Source organism: Sphingobacterium sp. 2149 (assembly GCF_031455655.1).
Lineage (GTDB): Bacteria > Bacteroidota > Bacteroidia > Sphingobacteriales > Sphingobacteriaceae > Sphingobacterium.
This window is the reverse complement of record NZ_JAVDTD010000013.1, coordinates 143,006-163,484: the sequence shown is the minus strand read 5'-3', so window position 1 is coordinate 163,484 and position 20,479 is coordinate 143,006. Positions and strand designations below refer to the sequence as shown.

Here is a 20,479-nt window from a genome sequence, read left to right as displayed (position 1 = left end):
GAATAAATCAGCTTAAAGCCTTTTGCAGATCATTTTCTGACATTGTTGTGCTTTTGGTGTGGAGATCCTGAACTATTTTATGTAGATCTTGAGCAATTTTACTTAAAAATTCTAACTGTTCGGTCAGGAGCTGTCCATCTACTGAACTGGTGTCTGCATGGGCAAATCGATCGTTTGGAATCTCGATGATCAAAGGAACGAATTCCTTGGTACTATCTTCGGAATGTAGGAGCTGAATGGATTGTTCAAGTGAGCTTAAGATTTTTCGGATTGCCCGAACATGGTCCTTATTGATATAATTATTGTCCATTTCGTCAAGATGGTTCATTAAAGTCACCGAGAAAGAAGCCAAAATATGGTTGAATATGACGAATTTATTGACTTCCTTCGTATATTTTTGACGTTTTTTTGGTTCCGTCAGCATCCGTTGGAATGTAGAACCCATATTGGCTGTTTCTACATAGACAGCCTTGCGGGTCAATTTATAATCGGTGACAGAAGGTGCTTGGCCTGCAATTTCTTTCAACGCCTGAACGATGTAATTGTAGTTGGCGATCAGTAGCTTACGCATGGATTCCTTGACTTGCATGCTTTCCCAATTAGGGAAAATAACATAGCTGGATAGGAACGCGATCATACCGCCTATAAAAGTATCCAATATTCGTTCTTTTGTGACATCCAAGGTATTGGCACTGACGAAGCTCAGCATAATCAATACATATGGTGTCATAAAAAGTACGGCAATAACATAATTGACTCGGAACAAGCTATATGCAGTTAGAAAAAAGAATACCAACAGTACGAATAGCACAGTGGGGTCATGAATGGTTAAGAGGATAAGAGCTCCTATGAGCCCACCTATTGTTGTTCCGATAAGCCGTTGAATATTTCGTTCTTTTGTGAGTCCAAAGCCAGGTTTTAAGATCACCATAATCGTGAGCAGTATCCAGTATACATTGTTGGTGATATTGGTTACTTCAAACACATAATAAGTGATCGACATGACAATTGCCATCCGGCAGGCATGTCGAAATATAGTCGATTTTAAAGTAAGGTTTTCACGAAACTTTTTTAAATCGATTGCGGAGCTCTGGACAAAGCGTTTTGCATCATCAATTTCTTTTCGTTTGACATCATCGGGCTGTAGATGTGAGTAGCCGTATATATTTCTGATTCGGCGGACAAGATCGCGCAAATTGATTAATACTTTGCGTAAAGCGAACGTGCTGTACTGCTGGTTTCTATCCAGCTGATCGATTTTAGCATGAAGACGGCTGAGATCAGCGTCGAAATCATATAAGGGTTTAGGCTGAGTATTTGTATTGAGCTGATACGCTAAATTATCAAGCTCATTGGTGTATTTTAAGATTACATTTTTGAAATCTTCTAAGATTCCAGTGGGGCCAAAGCGCTCACTGATGGCGTTATAATCATAATGCGCTGCCATACTTTGCTCAAAGAGGTCAACGATATCGTTGAAAACGAGTGTTAGGTAGCGTCCCACTTTCGTGGTATCTTTAATCGATCGTTTACTCTGAAACAGTACTTCCCGTAAGTTTTCCTGATGCTGATTGACTTCAACTTGTTTGTCAATGAGCTTCAGGTAATTTTTGTCGTTATCGATTTTGGCATCGTAAAAATTAGCTTTCAGCCGGATGTAATCTGCGACATAACGGATAGTTTCGGATAGTTCCTGTTCAGCCAACCGGTAAGGACGAACCTGGGTGATGGAAAGACTGATGGCGATATACCATAATCCTCCTAATGTATAAAAGCCTAAATAGTTGATGGCTTCGGCGATGGGGTAGTGAATCTGTACATGAATCAACATCATCAGAATACACATGAGACCGACATTGGCAGCTCTGCTATTGAATACCGCAAACATGGCGAATATAAAGCAAGCCATGCCGATGAATACTGCTAGTAGATATACATTTTGATTAACTAAATTGGTCAGAATAAAAGTTAACGTAGTCAAAATTGCTCCCGCAATCATCCCTTTCCTTCTGTGGCTGGGGGCTCCCGGTGTATCGGAAAGGCCCACTAGAAGGGCACCCAAGGAAACGATTGTTCCATTGGTAAACTGTCCGAAAGTAGCAAATATAAGGACAGGCACGATACATCCGATAGTGATTCGGAGTCCATCAGCAAAATATTGGCTGTAGAAAAAACTTTTTATTTCTTGTGTCTGTTTCATAATGTATAGTACAAACTTAGATAAATTGCGTTTCATATTAAAAACAATTGTTCTTCGATATTACTCCATGAGCGCTGTAAATCGCTATTTCATTTATAGCCCTCTTTCGGATGAAGAAGCTTAATTTTTAATATTGATGGTGAACTCAGGATGGCAATATCAATAGTGTTTGTTATTATGTTTATAATAATATAATTGTTTTTTTGATCAATTTATATTTTTTTATATGTTTAAATATAATATTATTATATTTGGAGGCATAGGGTAATTTCAGAGATATTACAGAATTTCAAGAGTCACCTAAACTCTCTTGACCACTTTCAAAGATTTAAATATGAAGCAAAGTAAAAATGAAGCCGTCTTTCAGGACGAGGTATTGACACGCTTTGAGCTTTTCAAAAGTTTGTTTTTAACATTGCCGTTTCAACGTGTTAAAGATACCGGAACTTTATTGCCATTTTTTGCAAAGCAATGTGAAAAGGGTGTCGATCAGCATTTAACTCCTGATGAGATCATAAAGAGTTTCTTCGATCAGCATGAGGAATTTTCTTCGGAAGAGCAACGTATCGATTTGTTGTTTCGATTTGTTCAATATATAGAGCGTCAGGTCGTCTTATTTGACGCGATCGAAGATTCTTCATTTCAGATGGTCGGCCGTGGCGATGATGAAAACGTTTTGGGAGCATTGATTAAGAATGCCGAAGGCAGTGATGATATGCGCCGTAAGATCGTTTCTAAATTGAAGGATTTTTCTGTACGTCTCGTGTTGACTGCACATCCTACCCAGTTTTATCCCGGGCCAGTATTAGGTATTATAAACGACCTAATTGATGCAATCAAAACCAATGATATCCATAGTATTCACTTGTTGCTGCAGCAATTGGGTAAGACGCCATTCATCAATAAAAATAAACCGACTCCAGTAGATGAGGCTGCCAGTTTAGCGTGGTTTTTGGAAAATGTGTTTTATAAAGTCGCTTCGGAGATTCAGTCGTTCATTGATGATGAACTGAATGTAGAGACAGAAGAAGTGAAACAATTGATCGAATTGGGCTTTTGGCCGGGAGGAGACCGTGATGGTAATCCAAACGTAAGTGTTGAGAGCACCAAGAAAGTTGCAGCCCTATTACGTACTATTTTATTTAGATGTTATTACAGGGATTTTCGTATCGTTAGGCGGCGGATCACCTTTCGTGGGGTTGAAGAATACATGGAAAATCTGCAAACATTGTTCTACGAAAATAGCTTTAATCCAGTTGATCATCCTGTGGACGAAACCGACAATATTATCGCTAATCTAAAAGCAATCAAAAATGTTTTAGAGGAATACCACAATGGTCTTTTCGTTGAGATTGTTGATGATTTACTCCGCAAAGTGATGACTTTTGGTTGTTTTTTCACCACATTGGATATCCGACAAGATAGCCGCATATTGCGTGAGGCTACCAATTATCTGATCCAGCAAAACCAAGAGAAGACCGGGATGCCATTGGATTACCTAACATTGAGCGAAAGCGATAAGCAAAAGGCGTTAAAATTCAAAGAACTTGACTTGACGGTAGGAGAGGATGCTGATGCGTTGACGAAGGATACTTCCGGAGTGATAAAATTATTGAAAGATATCCAGCGTTCGGGTTCTGAGCGAGCAGCACAACGCTTTATCATTAGTAATTGCCAACAGGCCAGTGACATCTTGGGACTCCGTCAACTATTTTTATGGTCAGGATGGAAAAAAGAGGCTTTGACGATAGATTTTGTGCCTTTGTTCGAGACTGTTGATGACTTGACTAGGGCCGCAGATGTAATGAAAACCTTGTACAGTAATAAGGAGTATAAAGCACATTTAAAACGAAGAGGAAATAAGCAGACGATCATGTTGGGCTATTCCGATAGCACGAAAGACGGTGGGTACCTGATGGCGAATTGGTCGATTTATCGTGCTAAAATCGAACTTACAGCGATATCACGCGAGTATGAAGTAGATCTGGTATTTTTTGACGGTCGTGGTGGCCCGCCAGCCAGGGGTGGAGGAAAAACACAACGTTTTTATGCATCTATGGGAAAAGAAATCGCAAATGATCATATTCAGTTGACGATTCAGGGACAAACCATCAGTAGTCAGTACGGTTCTTTAGATACAGCGCGATTTAATATTGAGCAATTGTTGCATGCCGGAATTATTTCTGACTTGAAACAACGTGTGGGCGACACATTAACGAAACATCAACAGGAAATCATTGACAAACTGGCTGAGCTAAGTCACCATAAATTTATGGATCTACGTACGAATGAATTATTTTTGCCGTATTTGGAAACCATGTCGCCATTAAAAGCATTATCATCGATCAATATTTCAAGTAGACCTGTTAAACGTAATTCAGGCCGTGAGTTGCGGTTGGAAGATCTGCGCGCAATTAGTTTTGTGACCTCTTGGAGCCAACTGAAACAAAATATCCCTGGATTTTATGGGGTGGGAACTGCACTGCAATGGGCGGAAAAAAATAACCTTTGGAAGGATGTGCAGCAATTGTATGTTTCTTCGGGATTTTTCCAGACATTGATCGATAACTGTATGATGTCGATGACAAAATCCAATTTTGACATTACCGCTTACATGAAAGACGATCCTATTTATGGTGATTTTTGGAAATCACTGTACGCCGAATATCAGATCACCAAAGAATACCTGTTGAAACTTAGTGGAACGTCAAAACTGATGGAAAATTATCCAGTGGATCGTGAGTCTATTTTAGCGCGGGAAGGAATTGTGCTGCCCTTATTGGTTATACAGCATTTTGCTATTCGTGCATTGAATTCGGATCAGCTGACGGATGCACAACGTGAAGATTATTCGAAATTAATAGCGCGTACAATCTTTGGCGTTGTGAATGCGGGAAGAAATGTTGCGTAATTTTTCTTTCTTTTCAAGGATAGGGTTTCGGAGAACATATATTTTATCTACTTTTGTATAGTTAACAAAATTGATATGAAGATTAATAAGTTATTTATTGTTGCGGCTTGTGCGGGTACATTATTTGCATCTTGTGGACAAACAGCTGAAGATAGACAGCGTCAATATGCAAATGCATCCTTAGCAGATGGTGATGCATTTGCAATGATTAAATTCGTTGGCGAAAATGGAAGCTACTTGGTAAATCTTGCCGATGTAGCAGCAAAACAATCTACTTCAGCTGAGGTGAAAAATGTAGCTGCTAAGATTAAAGAAGCATACGCAGCCGTGTTACCAGAATTGGACAATCTAGCAAAGGAATTGCATGTTGGCGACGCCCAACGCGGGGTGCCTGCATTTCAGATCCCAGCGTCAATAGGCTCAGACAGTACATCCGCATTCAACGATAAAGCATTTTTAGCACTTGTGGTTGAAAAACAAGGAGAGATCAATACAAGATTATCGCATGAGGAGCACAATACGAATAAAGATGTGATTCATGTTTCGGAAGAATCTTTGAAAAAAGTGACAGAAATCTATACCTTAGCCGGTGGTAAAGTTGAAGAACATCACCACTAAGCAGTAGGCTAAAGAAATGAAGAAAGGAGTATTCATGTAAATGAATACTCTTTTTTTATGGCTAAGTCTGATCAAACTCCCTGCAATAATCGTTTGTTATTTGTTAAATTAATGATAACTTAACATTCTTATAACATAGTTTTTAATTACTGTGTTTATTTTAGCATAATTTAATGAAATTATATATAAAGTGAGATACGCCGCAATAGATATAGGCTCCAATGCAGTTCGTCTTTTGATAGCTGACATTATAGGACAAAAAGACCAATATAATTTTAAGAAAACTACACTGCTACGTGTTCCACTTCGTTTGGGGGATGATGCTTTTATTCATCAGGAAATATCACCACGGAAAGCAGAAAGTTTAGTGAAAACAATGAAGGCATTTCGCGAACTGATGGACGTATATCATGTGGAAGATTATATAGCCTGCGCCACTTCCGCTATGCGTGATGCGAGGAATGGAGCTGACATTGTTGCTGAGGTAAAGAAAAACGGTATAAACATCGATATTATAGAAGGTGCAAAAGAAGCCGAGATTATTTACAATAGCCATTGGGATAATAAGATGGAAAAGGATAAAGTTTACCTTTACATTGATGTAGGCGGTGGTAGTACAGAATTGTCGTTGTTTGCGAATGGCATTTTGGTCAACTCGCGGTCTTTTAATTTAGGAACAATACGAATTCTGGACAATCAGGACAAGGCCGAAACCTGGGATGAATTGAAAGAATGGGTGCGAAGTAATACACATATGTATAAGCAGGTGATTGGCATTGGTACAGGCGGTAATATTAATAAGCTTGCGCGCCTTTCCAATGAAAAATTGGATAGGCCATTATCCTATGCCAAATTAAAAGCTGTATATGAACATTTATCGTCATTTTCTCTAAAAGAGCGTATAATTTTATTGGGTTTAAACGAAGATCGTGCAGACGTAATCATTCCTGCGAGTGAAATTTTCCTGACGATTATGAAGCATGGTCGTCTTAAACAAATCATCGTACCAAGAGTTGGGCTTGTTGACGGTGTAATTAGAACGTTGATCAATAGGAATTTAGTAAAATAATGCTTTAAAAAGGTGTTTTCGACTTGTAAAAGACCGAAAATTCTTTATTTTTGTGGTACCAAAGGTGATCTAAGCCCAGGTGGCGAAATTGGTAGACGCACCATCTTGAGGGGGTGGCGCTCGTATGGGCGTGGCAGTTCGAATCTGCTCCTGGGCACTTTAGCAGACAACTCTTTAAATTGAGTTTGTCTGCTTTTTTTATGCGTAAAAATCCGTTACTTCTTCGATAATTTCAATATTCAGCTGTTCTAACAACATCACAATACTTTATCCTATATGCAAAATTAAGAGGTTGTTATTTTGACAAAAATTTAATAATGTTTGGGTATATGTTGGATTTGTATAAAATAAACATTATCTTAGGTTATTAAATTTAATTTTTCTGATAATAAATACATATCGTTTATTTTTACCGATAGTAGAACTAGCCCATTAAAACGCGATTATGCTTACTAGAAATCTTTTGCTTCTTATCAGCACACTTGTATGGCTTAGCTGTACCAAAGATCCAATCGAGCAGAAAGTGGAACCACCTGTGGTGGTACCTACAGATACCACGAAAAATGAACCTACTCTTCCAAAGGATAAGTACGAAATTCGGAAAGTACAGTTACAGATGAGTGAACTTTTTGCCGATGACAACATTGATGAGCAGGTTTACTTAGGTGGTATATGGCACCTCAAGGATACGATAGAAGGTCCCCGTTTGGAAAGCCTGGAATCTAAGGCAAAAAAAGTAAAATTCCATTTTTTATCTCATAACGATGCATCTGTCGATTTGGGATTTTTTGAACCTAGTTATAATAATGTCCTTAATTATGCAAATAAGTTCGAAAAATCGAAACAGGTGAGCAGCATAATATTCAGTTCCAGTACTTTTGAAGATTATGCCCAAATACAAGGATATCTCGGTAACTCAAAAGATGTAAAAAAAATATTGTCGCTGGTTAAGAGGGGCGACTCAACGACAATTAACAAAACAAATAGTACACTGCGGGTAAGCAATGTCAATAAACTCACCCTATTTATCGATTATACGGAATATCATGATGCTTATCCAGACTCTGAAGTGGCCGTTTTTACCAAGGCCCGTTATTCTCCTTACGTACTCTCCTCAGTAACTTACGGTACGCATACGATTCTGATGGGAGAAACGGATTCAACACGGGTAAGCTTAAATACAGCCATAGATAAAATATTGGATAACAAACCACTGGATGAATTAGATAAAAAGGTACTTGATTGCAGTAGGCTACTGCTCTACTACCGTGGTGGCGGAAAGAGCAGCTTTATTCAATATCCAACAGGAGCAAAAGCCATCAAAACAGCACTTAGTGATATGCTTCTCTATATAAAGCAAACGGAAAATAGTTTTAATTATCCTCTTACCTATGACTTTATGAGTCTTCAGGATTACAGCACGTTGCGGTATTACAATATATTTGACATAAGGGTTAAAAAACAAAAGTAAACGAGACAAAAAGAGAAAGGAAATAAGTAGCGATACTATTTTATTCCATTTCACTCAGATTTTTCAAGCATTGTAATGCATTCGGCCAAACCTCATTAAAGTAGTCGATGAAGTCGTTGTTCGTATCTACTTCTACTTTCAATTCAGTGTTTCCTTCAATAGGGGTAAAGAAATAATTTTCCAGTGCGCCGGCCCAATCCTCGACAGCGGGACCCGATAATATTTCTTGACCCTTATTCAAGATTCCCAAATGCCTGATCGATACAAATGCATTGGGAATATATTCTGCAATCTCAGCGATCATCCCTTCTTTCTCACCATGTTCATTGACTCCGATGAAATTAATTTTTTGGCCCTGCTCCCAAATACCTTCGAAATCAGAGCTTGGATTGAATGCGCTTGTCCACTGTTTATAGGTTTCTTTATCGAGCATTGTTTTAAAAACACGTGAGACAGGAGCATTAATCTTAATTTGATAAGTTAGTTTCTTCATTTTCTATTTTTTAGGAAAGTTTGGATCTGCTTTTATTTCTGCGATCTGTTTGGTATGACGTGCACAGTGTCCGGCAATAAACATCAAAGCTTGGTAACCATCAATGGGACCAGTCGGAGAATCGCTGACATGATTCCTGAGGTCTTCTACATCAGCCTTTTTAATATAATCAAGCACGGGTTGGCGAGCTGCATTGAAATCAGTGAGTGCAGTTCTTACATTTTTATAAATCCCTTCTGGCTGAAGTTCCTTAGGCGCTTGATATTTTTGGCTCCGGTCAGTGAGGGCATTCTTGAGATTTTCATCTGTCAATTTGATTTCATTCCTTCTTTCAGGTTGGGGATCTTGATTTAGGCCCTTCTTCGCCATGTCAAATATCATCCGTTCCGAGCGGATAATATGCTCAAGACATTGGCTGATAGACCATTTGTCGGATGCAGGCTTAAACTGAAGTTGGGCTTCGCTTAATCCAGCAACTTGTCTTTCAAGTTCTGCACTTGTCTGGTTAAAGTATTGCAGTAGCGAGTCGGTTCCGAGGTACTCATCTTTTAAAGTCTGTCTTTCTTGTAAAAAAGCAACGCTTCGATGGTTCTGAATGACCAATGAGGGGAGTTCAGCTCGTGAGGGCGCTAAGGAAGCAGTTGCTACACTGGCAATTGCTATCACGTTCATAATTAGATTCATAAGTTAACAAGTTTTAAGATTAAAAATAAATGTCACTACTTCTTTACAATTATAATGCATTTTTGTTTTTTATAACTTGCCATAGGATAAGAAAAAGCCATTATGACGACATTTCTATCCATAACAATCATTTGTTACTCGTAGTGGTACTAGTTAGTGTGGAAAGGAACTATTCGATAATAAGTGTTGGTTGTACATTTATAAATAAAAAGCTTATCTTTAGCATAATAACAGACCTACAATTTAATAAATCTATGTTTAATAATATTTATAGGCACCTTTTTAGACGATCATCAGTGAAGCGGTGCATTTTATTGTGTGTGGTGTCATTAACCAGCACAGTTGCTTTAGCACAACAGACATCGGTATCTAGTCCGGATGGTGCTTTGACCGTTAAACTGAATCTCAGAAATGGCAATCTCTTTTATGAAGTTGAATTGGGTGGAAAGACTATGTTGGAAGCTTCACCGCTTGGACTCCAAAGCAGTACGATTAATTTAATTGATAGTCTGCGTCCAATAGCGGAAAAGAGGTCAGAAATCTCCAGTAATTATAACGAATTAAAAATAAAGCGCAGTCAGGTCACGTATCAGGCAAATGAGCTGCTTTACCGCTTAGAGAATCCTTCAAAGCAGCAGATAGAGGTCACTTTTAGAGTAAGCAATAACAATATTGCGTTCAGATACTATGTGCCTCAGATGGGGGAGCCGGCCAACTTGGCCTTGATAAAAGAAGAGAGTGGATTTAAATTTCCGATATTTACAACGACATTTTTGACAGCTCAGGCTCCTCCGATGATCGGTTGGATGAAGACAAAACCAAGTTATGAAGAGGAGTATGAAGCAGATCAGCATCTGGGACTTCCTTCAAAATATGGTGTGGGCTTCACTTTCCCAGCACTCTTTCATGTCGGAGATCGCGGATGGGTACTTGTCTCAGAAACTGGCGTATCAAGTGCGTATTGTGGATCTAAATTAAGTGAGGGAACGAAGGATGGCCTTTACAAGATAGCTTTTCCAGAAGATGGGGAAAATAATGGGATTGGACGGGCGGCTCCCACGATTTCATTACCTGGTTATACACCTTGGCGAACACTAACTGTTGGAAGTAATTTAAAACCTATTGTCGAAACCACCATTCCCTTCGATGTCGTCGAACCTCAGTATAAGCCTTCGAAGCAATACGAATTCGGACGGGCGACATGGAGCTGGTTGGAATGGCAAGACGGTAGTATTACTTTTGAAGACCAAAAGAAGTTTATAGACCTTTCATCTGCAATGGGTTACGAATTTGTTTTAATAGACAATTGGTGGGATACAAAGATTGGTCAGGCCAAAATTAAACAACTGGTTGCTTATGGAAAAGAACGCGAAGTAGGTATTTGCTTGTGGTACAACTCAAATGGATATTGGAACGATGCACCACAAACACCTAAAAATAAAATGAATACATCCATCGCACGTAAGGCGGAGATGCAATGGATGCAGCAAGTGGGGATTAAAGGCATTAAAGTCGACTTTTTTGGGGGTGATAAACAGGAAACACTTAAGCTATACGAGGATATTCTTTCGGATGCTAATGATTATGGATTAACCGTTATATTTCACGGATGTACTTTACCTAGAGGGTGGGAGCGAATGTACCCGAATTTTGCGGGTAGCGAAGCTGTATTGGCTTCTGAAAACTTAATTTTCACACAGCATGCAAATGATATGGAAGCTTTTAATGCGACATTGCATCCTTTTATCCGCAACTCGGTTGCCGCCATGGACTTTGGTCCGGTTTTGTTAAACAAACGCCATAACCGCGAAAATAATGGTGGTACTATCCGCAAGACAACGGAAACTTTCCAAATAGCAACCGCTGTTTTATTTCAAAATCCGGTTCAAAATTTTGGTTTGACACCGAATAACTTACAGGATATGCCAATCCATGTAATTGATTTTATGAAGCAGGTTCCAACACTCTGGGATGAGACAACTTTTATCGATGGTTATCCAGGTAAATATGTTGTACTTGCCCGCAGGAAGGCGGATACGTGGTATATAGCTGCTATCAACGCAGCGGGTAAGGAAAAAACTATTTCGTTAACATTACCTATGTTGAGCACAGATACGGTACAGCTGATCGAAGACAATACAGCGCGTGAATCTGAACAAAAACAGATCCGACTTTCTAAGGCTAAAACAATAAAATTGACATTACAGCCCGAAGGTGCTGCTGTTTTAATAGGGAAATAGCCACAAGCACGTCTCTGGTGATTAAAGGAAGCTTTGGGGAAGCTTCCTTTAATCAGGCAGAAGGGTTCGGACTTCTAAGATCTTGTGACTTGTTGATGCTGTCCCGGCCTTAATTTTCAGTTCTATTTTCGTCTTATCTATAGCATCTTGAGGAAGAGGTAATCGTATTGTCTTAATAATTGTCTTCTCATCCTTGTCTTCCAATGTACTTATGGTTTTACCATTGATCATAACTTCAGTTACCCGAGGCGAGCTATCTGCCAGCAATTTGATTGCTACCAGTTTAGTCTCGGGTGTTATTTTCATCGTATAACTAAACCAGCTTTTTGTATCTCGCCATCGCGTATCGCCGAATGCTCCTGCATTGCTACCTTCCTCGCGAAAAAAGTGATCTGATTCTGGTTGCTGTTCACCAGCCACTACTTTATCGACCGTTTTGGCATTAAGGGCCAAACTTTCTATTTCGTCTCTACTCATTTTATCTTGTAATTCCTGTAATTCTTTCGCTGTACCTTGAGGCCAATAGATCATATAGCGAGAATCATGAATACCAAAAAAAGGTTCGAGTTCCATTTGAAGACTTTCTTTTCCGATATAGAGATCCGAGAGTGTAAAATGCAAAGGTTTGGATGCTATAGGTTTTATAAGAGCTGGAATATTATTAGGCCCAGCCTTAAGGATTGGAAGATCATGTAAAGGGATTTGTTTTCCTGATGCGATGTGTCCCATTCGGCTATCATCTGCCTGCAGTCCGGTGAGGTTTTCCTGTCCTGTGCGAGCTCCCAGAACAATAGGTCCATATAAAATACTGTAATAGTTACTCTTATCGGGTAATTGTTCAGTATGTATCTCCATAGGCAGTTCTACGCTAACGATATCACCTTCTCGCCATGTTCGTTTGATTTCGATATGCTCATTCGTCAACTGGAAATTTTCGTAGCGCTTACCATTGACAGACACCTTCGGATTAGTGTTTAACCAGCCCGGTTTACGAATAAACAGGCTGAATGAAGTCGGCTTTTTGGGATTGATTCGTATGTTTGTGTTTGCTTCTGTTGGAAATTTTGTTTCTTGAATAACTTCCATATTTTGCTCCTTCCAGTCTAGGCGTGAAGGAATGTAGAGATTGACATATAAATCATTGTTACGATGGGCATAGATCATTTCACCATATTTGGCGTGATTTTCCATACCTGACCCAACACAGCACCACATACTTGTCTGTGTCTGTGAATAAACGCGATAATGTCCCGGACGGATCTGTGTGAAGTACACTAATCCACCATGTTCGGGGTGTTGTGTCGATAGAATATGATTGTAAAGAGCGCGTTCATAAAAGTCGAGATATTTGCCCTGCGGATCAGTTTGGTATAGCATTTTTGTGAGGCGTAACATATTGTATGTATTACAGGTTTCGGGGCCCTCGATGCTGTGGATCATCTTTGAAAAATCATCTGTCGGATTAAAATGTTCACTCACACTATTTCCACCAATGGAAATGGAGCGCTGTTCAACAACGTTGTCCCAAAAATACCTAACGGCTTCCGCCCATTTTTCGTCATGAGAAAGGTCAGCTATACGTTTGAAACCCAGAACTTTTGGAATCTGTGTATTCGCATGAAGTCCTGTTAAATGGTCTTCACGCTGCAAAAGAGGATCGAGAATGGATTTATGGCTGAATTTGCGGGCAAGTTCGAGATAAGCGCTATTTTGGGTAATAGCAGCGACATCTGCGAAGGTTTCATTTAGGCCACCGTGTTCACTCCTTAGCATATCCTGTATTTGGGCTTCTGAAAGCTGACTAACCAGCTTAAGTGCCCAATCTGTCATTTTAATAAGCATCTTTTTAGCAGATTCATTTCCGGTCAAAACATAGGCATCCCGTAGACCCGCATAGGTTTTGTGTATATTGTATAGCGGCACCCATTTCCCATTCAGGTTGAAGCTACCAGCATTGATCTTGCCTTGTTGAACTTCCGCCCAAATAACTTGACCACCAGGTACACCACCAATATACCCATTTCCGTTTGCATCTTGACATCGTTTCAAGTTGTCGAGCATATAATCAAGGCGTTCCTTGATACGACGATCTCCTGTAGAAGCATACATATATGCTAGAGCGGATAAATAGTGCCCGCCAATATGTCCATCTAATCCCGTATTTTCCCAATTGGTATAAGATTCTTTTGTGAGTGGTAAACTGGCTTCACGCAAAAAGGGAGCTAGTAGTCGATCTGGATCCATTTCCAATAAATAATTGATGTCTAGATCTTCTGCATGTTTAAAAAAACCAGGCAATAACCTTACCTCCCTTAAATCGAAATAATTTAATCGGGGTGTTGTTTGGGCGTAAAGCGCCAAACTAAATAAACTTGCAAGAACGCTGTGGAAAAATTTGTTTTTTAAAATCATATCGAATGAAATTATCGTGTGTTTTTTACAAGATCTGATGAGCTTGTCTGGTTAGCAATTATGTAAGAGGAACGGTAAATCAAAGATATTAAATGTGTTACTTATTTTAAATGTTTTTTTTACATTTATACTCCTTTGTTCTAAAATAGGAGATAATTTTTGCGAATAAGGTGATATTGATGAGGCGTAATTTCGAAGTTGAATGGAGTGTGGGTGTTTTAATTTTGTGTAAGACCATATGAAAAATAAAGTTGATCCGTTAGTTTTTTAGCTATACTTGTATATGAATAAAGTTAAAAGTATTGTAGTTTTTTGTGCTTCCAGTTTAGGTAATTCGCCAATTTATGAAGTACAGGCTGCCCATGTTGGTCAGGTTTTGGCTAAATCTGGTATTCGTTTAGTTTATGGTGGTGGACGCGTTGGCTTAATGGGTGCTGTTGCGAACGGAGCTCTCGCTCAGGGAGGTGAGGTAATCGGAGTTATTCCTGACTTTTTAAATTCGAAGGAAAGAGAGCATACGGGAGTAACAAAACTGATTACTGTAGATACCATGCACGACCGTAAACGGATTATGAATGAGTATGCGGAAGGGGTTATTGCTCTGCCAGGAGGTTTTGGTACGTTGGAAGAGCTTTTTGAAATGATAACATGGGGGCAGTTGGGTTTACATAAAAAGCCCGTTGGTTTGTTAAATATTAATGGATTTTATAATCATTTAATTCAATTTGTGAATCACATGGTAGAAGAGGGGCTTCTTAAATCGGAAAATAGAGCGATGCTATTGGTTGCTGATACGATTGAGGAGCTGATTGAAAAGATGCAACAGTATGAGGCACCAATGGTTCCGAAGTGGATTGAGAGAGATGAAGTTTAGACAACATTCGTTACTAAAATAGATCGTTTTTTTCAATAGCCTATTAGAAAAAAGCAGATTAGATTGAATCATTTGGTAATTATATGCTGAACAGCTCCTTGTAAATAATTGTAGGGGCGCATCGATTCTATTCTTGATAAAATGCCCGATCATTTGATTCGGGCATTTTTAGTTCAAAGACCTTAAAACCAAACTTTAAAAGTCGTATAAAAGCGCTTTGCTTAATCCAGCACAGTAAGTATGCTGTTGTGTTTCCACATTCAGAACGGGCGTTCCTTACGTATAAAACATCCGAAAAATGTGGCCTAATTGAATTTTGTTTCAGATAGCCCTATAGAAATTATGACCAGATTAAAGAGCTTTAGTGCCCATTAATAAGTTGAATAGCTATTAATCCAGATCATTTTTTTATAAATGGCAAGTTTTGAACAACATTTTCAACGAAATGAACAACAATTGATCGACCGATTGGGTGTATCTTTGTTATGGCTAGATGTTAGAGTCGTTTGGTCAGCAAAAATACAGCGCTGACCTTCGATTCGGGGGAGTCCCCTATATTTTAACCGGCTTTGGGATTCCCCTAATTTACTCGTGAAAAGGAGATATTCTTCTCCCTACACAAAAGGCCCGATCGTATGATCGGGCCTCTTTTAATTTGTATGGCAATATATTTACAAGTGATTTGCCCGTGCAGTGATTTCTGCTATATCTAACACTTCAATCGCTGATTCTTTTTCTTTGATCTTTACGCCATCTTTTAACATAGTCATACAGAAAGGACATGCTGCAGCAAGAACATCAGGCTGCGCATCAATGACTTCTTCAATGCGTTCTATATTAATGTCTTTTACCCCTGGTTCTGGTTCTTTAAACATCTGACCGCCTCCTGCTCCACAACAGAGCCCGTTGCTCTTACAGCGCTTTAGTTCAATCAACTGGGCATCCAGGCTTTCCAATACCTTTCTTGGTGCTTCATACACTTCATTTGCACGGCCAAGGTAGCACGGGTCATGGTAGGTTATTTTTTTTCCTTTGAATACATTGTTGTCAGCTGGTTTCAATTTTCCTTCATCGATCAGACTTTGGATTAATTGTGTATGGTGAATGACCTCATAGTTTCCACCTAGCGAAGGATATTCATTCTTCAATGTATTGAAACAGTGGGGACAGGCAGTAACTATTTTCTTAATTTCATAACCATTTAGTACTTCGATGTTCATCATGGCCTGCATTTGAAATAGAAATTCGTTTCCACTTCTTTTAGCCGGATCTCCGGTACACGTTTCTTCTGTACCTAAGATGGCATATTTTAAACCAACATGTGCTAATATTTTGCAGATATCGCGTGTAATTTTTTGTGCACGTTCATCAAAGCTGCCAGCACAGCCAACCCAAAATAGTATATCTGGAGTTTCTCCTTTAGCCAACAGTTCTGCGACTGTCGGAACTTTTAATTCATTGTCCATCATAAAACTATTTTTGTTGAGTCCAAATAGCGCGGTCCAGTTGTGCATATTTCCATGGTGCGCCGTTGTTCTCAATATTTCCAAACATATTATTAATACTCGAAGGAGCTTGTGATTCTTCCATAATAGCAAAGCGACGAAGTTCAATAATAATTTCAAGGGGATTAATATTGACGGGACACTGTTCTACACAAGCATTGCAGCTCGTACAGGCCCATAATTCTTCTCGGCTGATATACGTATCAATTAAAGATTTCCCGTCATCTTGAAAGCTCCCGTTTGTTTTGATATTGGTGCCGACTTCACTTAGTCGATCCCGTGTGTCCATCATTATTTTTCGTGGCGATAGCAGCTTTCCTGTCATATTTGCGGGGCAAGAAGATGTACAACGCCCACATTCAGTACAGGTATACGCATCCAATAAATTCTTCCAGGTCAAATCCTGTACATCTTTGGCCCCAAAACGTGCATTTGCATCTGTGGAAGGTGGAGTGAAACTAGGATCAAGCATCGCTTTTACCTCATTGGTGACAGCAGGCATATTAGATAGCTTACCTTTGGCATTTAGATTCGAAAAATAAGTGTTTGGAAAAGCCAGAATAATATGAAGATGTTTAGAATAGGGTAGGTAATTCAAGAAGGCAAGTACGCCAAGAATATGAAACCACCAGCAAAACCGTTCTATCAAAAATAATGTATCTGTCGAAGCTGGAAGGTAGGGAAGGAGATAATGGCTTATTGGAAATGAACCTACAGAGGTAAAATGTGCATAGCCATACAGCTGCAATTTAAGATCAGAAGCGTTCATGAGTAAAAAAGCCGACATTAAAAGAATCTCTGTGATTAAAATAATATTTGCATCCGTCTTGGGCCAATTTTTCAATTCCAGGCTATTTAAACGAGCTACTTTAGCGATATTTCTCCTGATTAAGAAAATGACACAGGATAGCAGCACGCCGAGTGCGAGCCATTCAAATGCTCCGATTAAAAAATTATAAAAGCTTCCTAAAAATGAAAAGATCCGATGTGTGCCGAATAGCCCGTCTATGATAATTTCCAACATTTCAATGTTGATGATAACAAAGCCGAGGTATACGAATAAATGCAAGACTGCAGGAAAAATTCGCTTGAACATTTTTTTTTGTCCAAAGGCGACAAGGAGCATCATCTTCCAACGCTCTGCAGGTTTATCCGAACGATCCGCTGGGCGGCCCAGCTTGATGTTCCGATAAATCTGTTGTGCATTTTTGCTAAAAAGGAATAATGCTACAGCGAAACAAACTGCAAATATTAGTTGACCTATCATATGTTTGAATCTTGGTTATAAACAAATATACTATTTGTTATGCTAACATAGTAAAAATAAATCAAAAATGGAGATATAGCAATATTTTATTGAAATTTTAAATGAGGATTATGGGTGCTAATGAAAAACGTCCAAAAATGGTAATTCTCTTTGGACGTTTTCTTTATTTATACCCAATTAGTCTATAGCTGGACATCAGCGAAGGTCTGCTCTAAAATTTTGCGCACGGTTTTTTCAATCCGTTGTTTCCCTGCTTCGGTATTGATATCGATACCAAAAAAAGTACTGCCTGTAGATTTCGCTTGTAGGCTCATATAGTTAATGGAACTCAACAGAATAGCAAATGTTGCCCGGAGGTCGTTTTCCGAATTTTCGAACTTAGAGTCTATGTGTTTAAACAATTCTTCACCAAGCATTTCTCTTCTTTCGGCGATGTTTTTTAACGCTTTTGTCTTTTCGCCTAATCCCCAATGAATGACTTTTTGTTTCGTTTTATCCTTTAAAAAGGTGTTAAACTGAGATTTAAGTAATTCTTCTAGCGAGGAGATAGTGATGGAGCTCGGATTCGAGATCATTTGCTCTAAGACTCCCTTATCTCCGATTTGCCAAAAGTCTTTTTGTGCCATGTAAGCTTCCACGAGTTGATCAAGACCACCAAAATAATTCCATATTAGTGCTTTGTTCAGCCCACATTCCAAAGCAATATTAGGCCCGTTCAATGCGTGATATCCTTTTTTCTGAATTACCTTTCCGACAGCTGCAATCATTCGAGCCTTGGTGCGTTCCTTGTCACGAATAGGACCGGAAGTCACCTTTCTTTCTTTTTTAGGATTATCCTCAATTACTTTCTTTTTCATGCGAATAAAATCAAATTAACGAAGAAGCATTCTTGGGCACCTCTTATTCGTCTGTTAAAGAACAAATTTGGGACCACGAAGTTTTCATTAGGGTAGATATGTTTGTTTTTCTGGAACAATATCCAAAATTTAGCTGGTAAATGCAAGAAAATCAAGTATGAGATTTTTAGTTTATCGTATTCTTTAGGCTCAAGGGAAAGCTATGTTGGAGGAATTGTACGATCTATTACAATAAAATTGGGTTTGATTTATTGAAATGGAGTTTACATAAAAAAAGGATCATCCATACAGATGATCCCTTTTTTATGTATCAAGTTATATACTAACTTATTTTCTTGCTGGAGCAGCAGCAGGAGCTGCCGTTGCTGAAATACCTAATTTAGTCTTTACAGCAGCAGTTAAATCTTCTCCACCTTGGAAGTAAGGTATATTTGTACTTGAAATATCAAATACATAAGCCATACCTTTTTCTTTAGAAACAGCATTTACAGCTTCGCCAACTTTTCTATGGATTGGAGCAATTAATTCTTCTTCTTTTTTATTTAGGTCTTCTTGAGCAGCTTGCTGAGCTGTCTGAATACGAGCTTGAATATCTTGCAATTCTTGACCTATTTTGTTGATTTCTGGATCAACTGTTTCTTTATTTGCTTCACTTCTGTTACGCAATTTATCGTTTGCATCTTTTTGTTTTGTTTGATAGATGGTAACCATATCTTGAATTTCTTTGGTTTTACCATCACTCAATGTTTTCAATTGCCCTTCAGCCGCTTTAAATTCAGATGTAGATTGAATAATTTCTGCAAAGTTGATATGACCAATCTTTTGTTGCGCATTTGCAAATTGAGTTGAGAAAAATACTGCCACTAAAGCAACCGCACCCTTTAATAAATTTTTCATGCTTTTCATTTTAATCTAATGAGCCATCACTATGGCAATCTTTTAGTTTTTTAATTAATTACTATTAATATTATTTGTGTTCACAATGATAATAAACTCCAGCTTAGTTTGCAAGACTAGGATTAGGTTTATACCCTAATTTTGTAATGACATCATTACTTTTATTCAATTTTGGATTAGCATAAAGAAAAGTTGACTCATTACCTTTATCCATAATAAAATCTACACCCTGTGCAGTAGCGACTTCTTGGATAGCTTTTGCTACACGATCTTGAATAGGCTTCATTAATTGTGCCCTTCTTTTAAAGAGGTCGCCTTCAAATCCAAACTTTTGTTTTTGATAGTCTTTTACTTCTTTTTCTCTTGTTACGATTTCATCCTCACGGCGGCGGCGCATGTCTTCATTAAGTAAAACTTGATCTTTTTGATACGCCTGATAGAGCTTTTCGATTTCCGCATACTTCTGATCAACTTCTTCTTGCCATTGTTTAGACAGATCATCCAGCTGCTTTTGCGCAGTTGTATATTCAGGAATATGTTTTAAGATATATTCTGAATCAGCATATGCAATTTGTTGGGCAAATGTCGCTGTAGCACTAACGACTACAAAAGCTATAACTAACAATAATTTTTTCATATTTCCTGTAAGTTTTTATAGACTATACGTTTAATTGTTTAACACTAATTTACCTTATGACTTTTGATAATTCCAAAAGTTTAATTCGATAAAATCGTTCTACGTAAATTTAACGCTCAAAAATAAGAAAAAAGAAGCAATCTAATAGATATTTGTCAGGTTTAACACTATTTAACTTGTTGGCCAATCGACCGATCATTGTTCTCCCAATGTCGGCATGGTTTTCTTTTTAGTGCTAACGCAAGGCATGATTTTGAGGAAAACGTTTTAAAGCAAAAAAGCTATCTACAATTTCTTGCGATAGCTTTTTTAAACTTTATGTCCCAATAGCTTGGAATCAACAA

Annotated in this window: 15 protein-coding genes and 1 tRNA gene; 7 read left to right on the top strand and 9 right to left on the bottom strand. The window is 38.5% G+C overall.

Annotation, left to right across the window (positions count from 1 at the left end; all coding sequences use genetic code 11):
• Positions 1–7: 7 nt before the first annotated feature.
• Positions 8–2,200 carry an FUSC family membrane protein gene (locus J2X77_RS19175; RefSeq protein WP_310082070.1) on the bottom strand — a complete coding sequence of 731 codons (2,193 nt, stop codon included), beginning with the start codon at positions 2,198–2,200 and terminating at the stop codon, positions 8–10.
• Between the two features lie 334 nt (positions 2,201–2,534).
• Between J2X77_RS19175 and J2X77_RS19170 the strand changes: the two genes are divergently transcribed.
• From J2X77_RS19170 to J2X77_RS19150, 5 genes are all read left to right on the top strand, one after another.
• Complete coding sequence (locus tag J2X77_RS19170) at positions 2,535–5,111, top strand: phosphoenolpyruvate carboxylase (protein ID WP_209576042.1); 2,577 nt, start codon at positions 2,535–2,537, stop codon at positions 5,109–5,111.
• A gap of 75 nt (positions 5,112–5,186) precedes the next feature.
• Entirely contained in the window at positions 5,187–5,729 is a 543-nt protein-coding gene (locus J2X77_RS19165; RefSeq protein WP_209576040.1) for a hypothetical protein, read from the top strand.
• A gap of 190 nt (positions 5,730–5,919) precedes the next feature.
• Complete coding sequence (locus J2X77_RS19160; RefSeq protein ID WP_209576038.1) at positions 5,920–6,798, top strand: exopolyphosphatase; 879 nt, start codon at positions 5,920–5,922, stop codon at positions 6,796–6,798.
• Positions 6,799–6,871: 73 nt separating this feature from the next.
• Positions 6,872–6,955: transfer RNA gene (locus J2X77_RS19155), tRNA-Leu, on the top strand.
• Between the two features lie 288 nt (positions 6,956–7,243).
• Positions 7,244–8,269, top strand: coding sequence for a hypothetical protein (locus tag J2X77_RS19150; RefSeq protein ID WP_209576036.1), 1,026 nt, complete (start codon positions 7,244–7,246; stop codon positions 8,267–8,269).
• Positions 8,270–8,309: 40 nt separating this feature from the next.
• Here J2X77_RS19150 and J2X77_RS19145 read toward each other — a convergent pair whose 3' ends face one another.
• Both J2X77_RS19145 and J2X77_RS19140 read right to left on the bottom strand, forming a co-directional pair.
• Positions 8,310–8,762: an SRPBCC domain-containing protein gene (locus J2X77_RS19145; protein ID WP_209576034.1), complete on the bottom strand. Its 453-nt coding sequence runs from the start codon at positions 8,760–8,762 to the stop codon at positions 8,310–8,312.
• A 3-nt stretch (positions 8,763–8,765) separates the two neighbouring features.
• Positions 8,766–9,446, bottom strand: a complete 681-nt coding sequence (locus tag J2X77_RS19140) for a DinB family protein (RefSeq protein WP_209576032.1) — start codon at positions 9,444–9,446, stop codon at positions 8,766–8,768.
• A 323-nt stretch (positions 9,447–9,769) separates the two neighbouring features.
• Here J2X77_RS19140 and J2X77_RS19135 point away from each other — a divergent pair, with 323 nt between their 5' ends.
• Complete coding sequence (locus J2X77_RS19135; protein WP_209576030.1) at positions 9,770–11,686, top strand: glycoside hydrolase family 97 catalytic domain-containing protein; 1,917 nt, start codon at positions 9,770–9,772, stop codon at positions 11,684–11,686.
• Positions 11,687–11,734: 48 nt separating this feature from the next.
• On the opposite strand, the gene J2X77_RS19130 is transcribed toward J2X77_RS19135, so the two are convergent.
• Positions 11,735–14,098 carry a glycoside hydrolase family 127 protein gene (locus J2X77_RS19130; RefSeq protein ID WP_209576028.1) on the bottom strand — a complete coding sequence of 788 codons (2,364 nt, stop codon included), beginning with the start codon at positions 14,096–14,098 and terminating at the stop codon, positions 11,735–11,737.
• Between the two features lie 283 nt (positions 14,099–14,381).
• Between J2X77_RS19130 and J2X77_RS19125 the strand changes: the two genes are divergently transcribed.
• Positions 14,382–14,972 carry a TIGR00730 family Rossman fold protein gene (locus J2X77_RS19125; protein WP_209576026.1) on the top strand — a complete coding sequence of 197 codons (591 nt, stop codon included), beginning with the start codon at positions 14,382–14,384 and terminating at the stop codon, positions 14,970–14,972.
• 671 nt (positions 14,973–15,643) lie between these two features.
• Here the strand turns inward: J2X77_RS19125 and J2X77_RS19120 are convergent.
• The 5 genes from J2X77_RS19120 to J2X77_RS19100 all read right to left on the bottom strand — a co-directional run bounded on the left by J2X77_RS19120 (position 15,644) and on the right by J2X77_RS19100 (position 20,135).
• Entirely contained in the window at positions 15,644–16,438 is a 795-nt protein-coding gene (locus J2X77_RS19120; RefSeq protein ID WP_209576094.1) for a (Fe-S)-binding protein, read from the bottom strand.
• Positions 16,439–16,445: 7 nt separating this feature from the next.
• On the bottom strand, positions 16,446–17,744 hold the full coding sequence (locus tag J2X77_RS19115; RefSeq protein ID WP_209576024.1) for a (Fe-S)-binding protein: 1,299 nt from the start codon (positions 17,742–17,744) through the stop codon (positions 16,446–16,448).
• A 182-nt stretch (positions 17,745–17,926) separates the two neighbouring features.
• A complete protein-coding gene (locus tag J2X77_RS19110) occupies positions 17,927–18,601 on the bottom strand; it encodes a TetR/AcrR family transcriptional regulator (RefSeq protein ID WP_209576022.1) in 675 nt (224 codons plus the stop codon).
• Between the two features lie 327 nt (positions 18,602–18,928).
• Positions 18,929–19,498, bottom strand: a complete 570-nt coding sequence (locus J2X77_RS19105; RefSeq protein WP_209576020.1) for an OmpH family outer membrane protein — start codon at positions 19,496–19,498, stop codon at positions 18,929–18,931.
• A gap of 103 nt (positions 19,499–19,601) precedes the next feature.
• Positions 19,602–20,135, bottom strand: coding sequence for an OmpH family outer membrane protein (locus J2X77_RS19100; protein WP_209576018.1), 534 nt, complete (start codon positions 20,133–20,135; stop codon positions 19,602–19,604).
• Positions 20,136–20,479: the final 344 nt, after the last annotated feature.

Bases quoted from the DNA above. Each gene is read 5' to 3' on its own strand.
- J2X77_RS19145 (WP_209576034.1), bottom strand. From the start codon at position 8,762: ATGAAGAAACTAACTTATCAAATTAAGATTAATGCTCCTGTCTCACGT.
- J2X77_RS19150 (WP_209576036.1), top strand. From the start codon at position 7,244: ATGCTTACTAGAAATCTTTTGCTTCTTATCAGCACACTTGTATGGCTT.
- J2X77_RS19120 (WP_209576094.1), bottom strand. From the start codon at position 16,438: ATGGACAATGAATTAAAAGTTCCGACAGTCGCAGAACTGTTGGCTAAA.
- J2X77_RS19125 (WP_209576026.1), top strand. From the start codon at position 14,382: ATGAATAAAGTTAAAAGTATTGTAGTTTTTTGTGCTTCCAGTTTAGGT.
- J2X77_RS19110 (WP_209576022.1), bottom strand. From the start codon at position 18,601: ATGAAAAAGAAAGTAATTGAGGATAATCCTAAAAAAGAAAGAAAGGTG.
- J2X77_RS19170 (WP_209576042.1), top strand. From the start codon at position 2,535: ATGAAGCAAAGTAAAAATGAAGCCGTCTTTCAGGACGAGGTATTGACA.
- J2X77_RS19130 (WP_209576028.1), bottom strand. From the start codon at position 14,098: ATGATTTTAAAAAACAAATTTTTCCACAGCGTTCTTGCAAGTTTATTT.
- J2X77_RS19140 (WP_209576032.1), bottom strand. From the start codon at position 9,446: ATGAATCTAATTATGAACGTGATAGCAATTGCCAGTGTAGCAACTGCT.
- J2X77_RS19175 (WP_310082070.1), bottom strand. From the start codon at position 2,200: ATGAAACAGACACAAGAAATAAAAAGTTTTTTCTACAGCCAATATTTT.
- J2X77_RS19100 (WP_209576018.1), bottom strand. From the start codon at position 20,135: ATGAAAAAATTATTGTTAGTTATAGCTTTTGTAGTCGTTAGTGCTACA.
- J2X77_RS19165 (WP_209576040.1), top strand. From the start codon at position 5,187: ATGAAGATTAATAAGTTATTTATTGTTGCGGCTTGTGCGGGTACATTA.
- J2X77_RS19115 (WP_209576024.1), bottom strand. From the start codon at position 17,744: ATGATAGGTCAACTAATATTTGCAGTTTGTTTCGCTGTAGCATTATTC.
- J2X77_RS19105 (WP_209576020.1), bottom strand. From the start codon at position 19,498: ATGAAAAATTTATTAAAGGGTGCGGTTGCTTTAGTGGCAGTATTTTTC.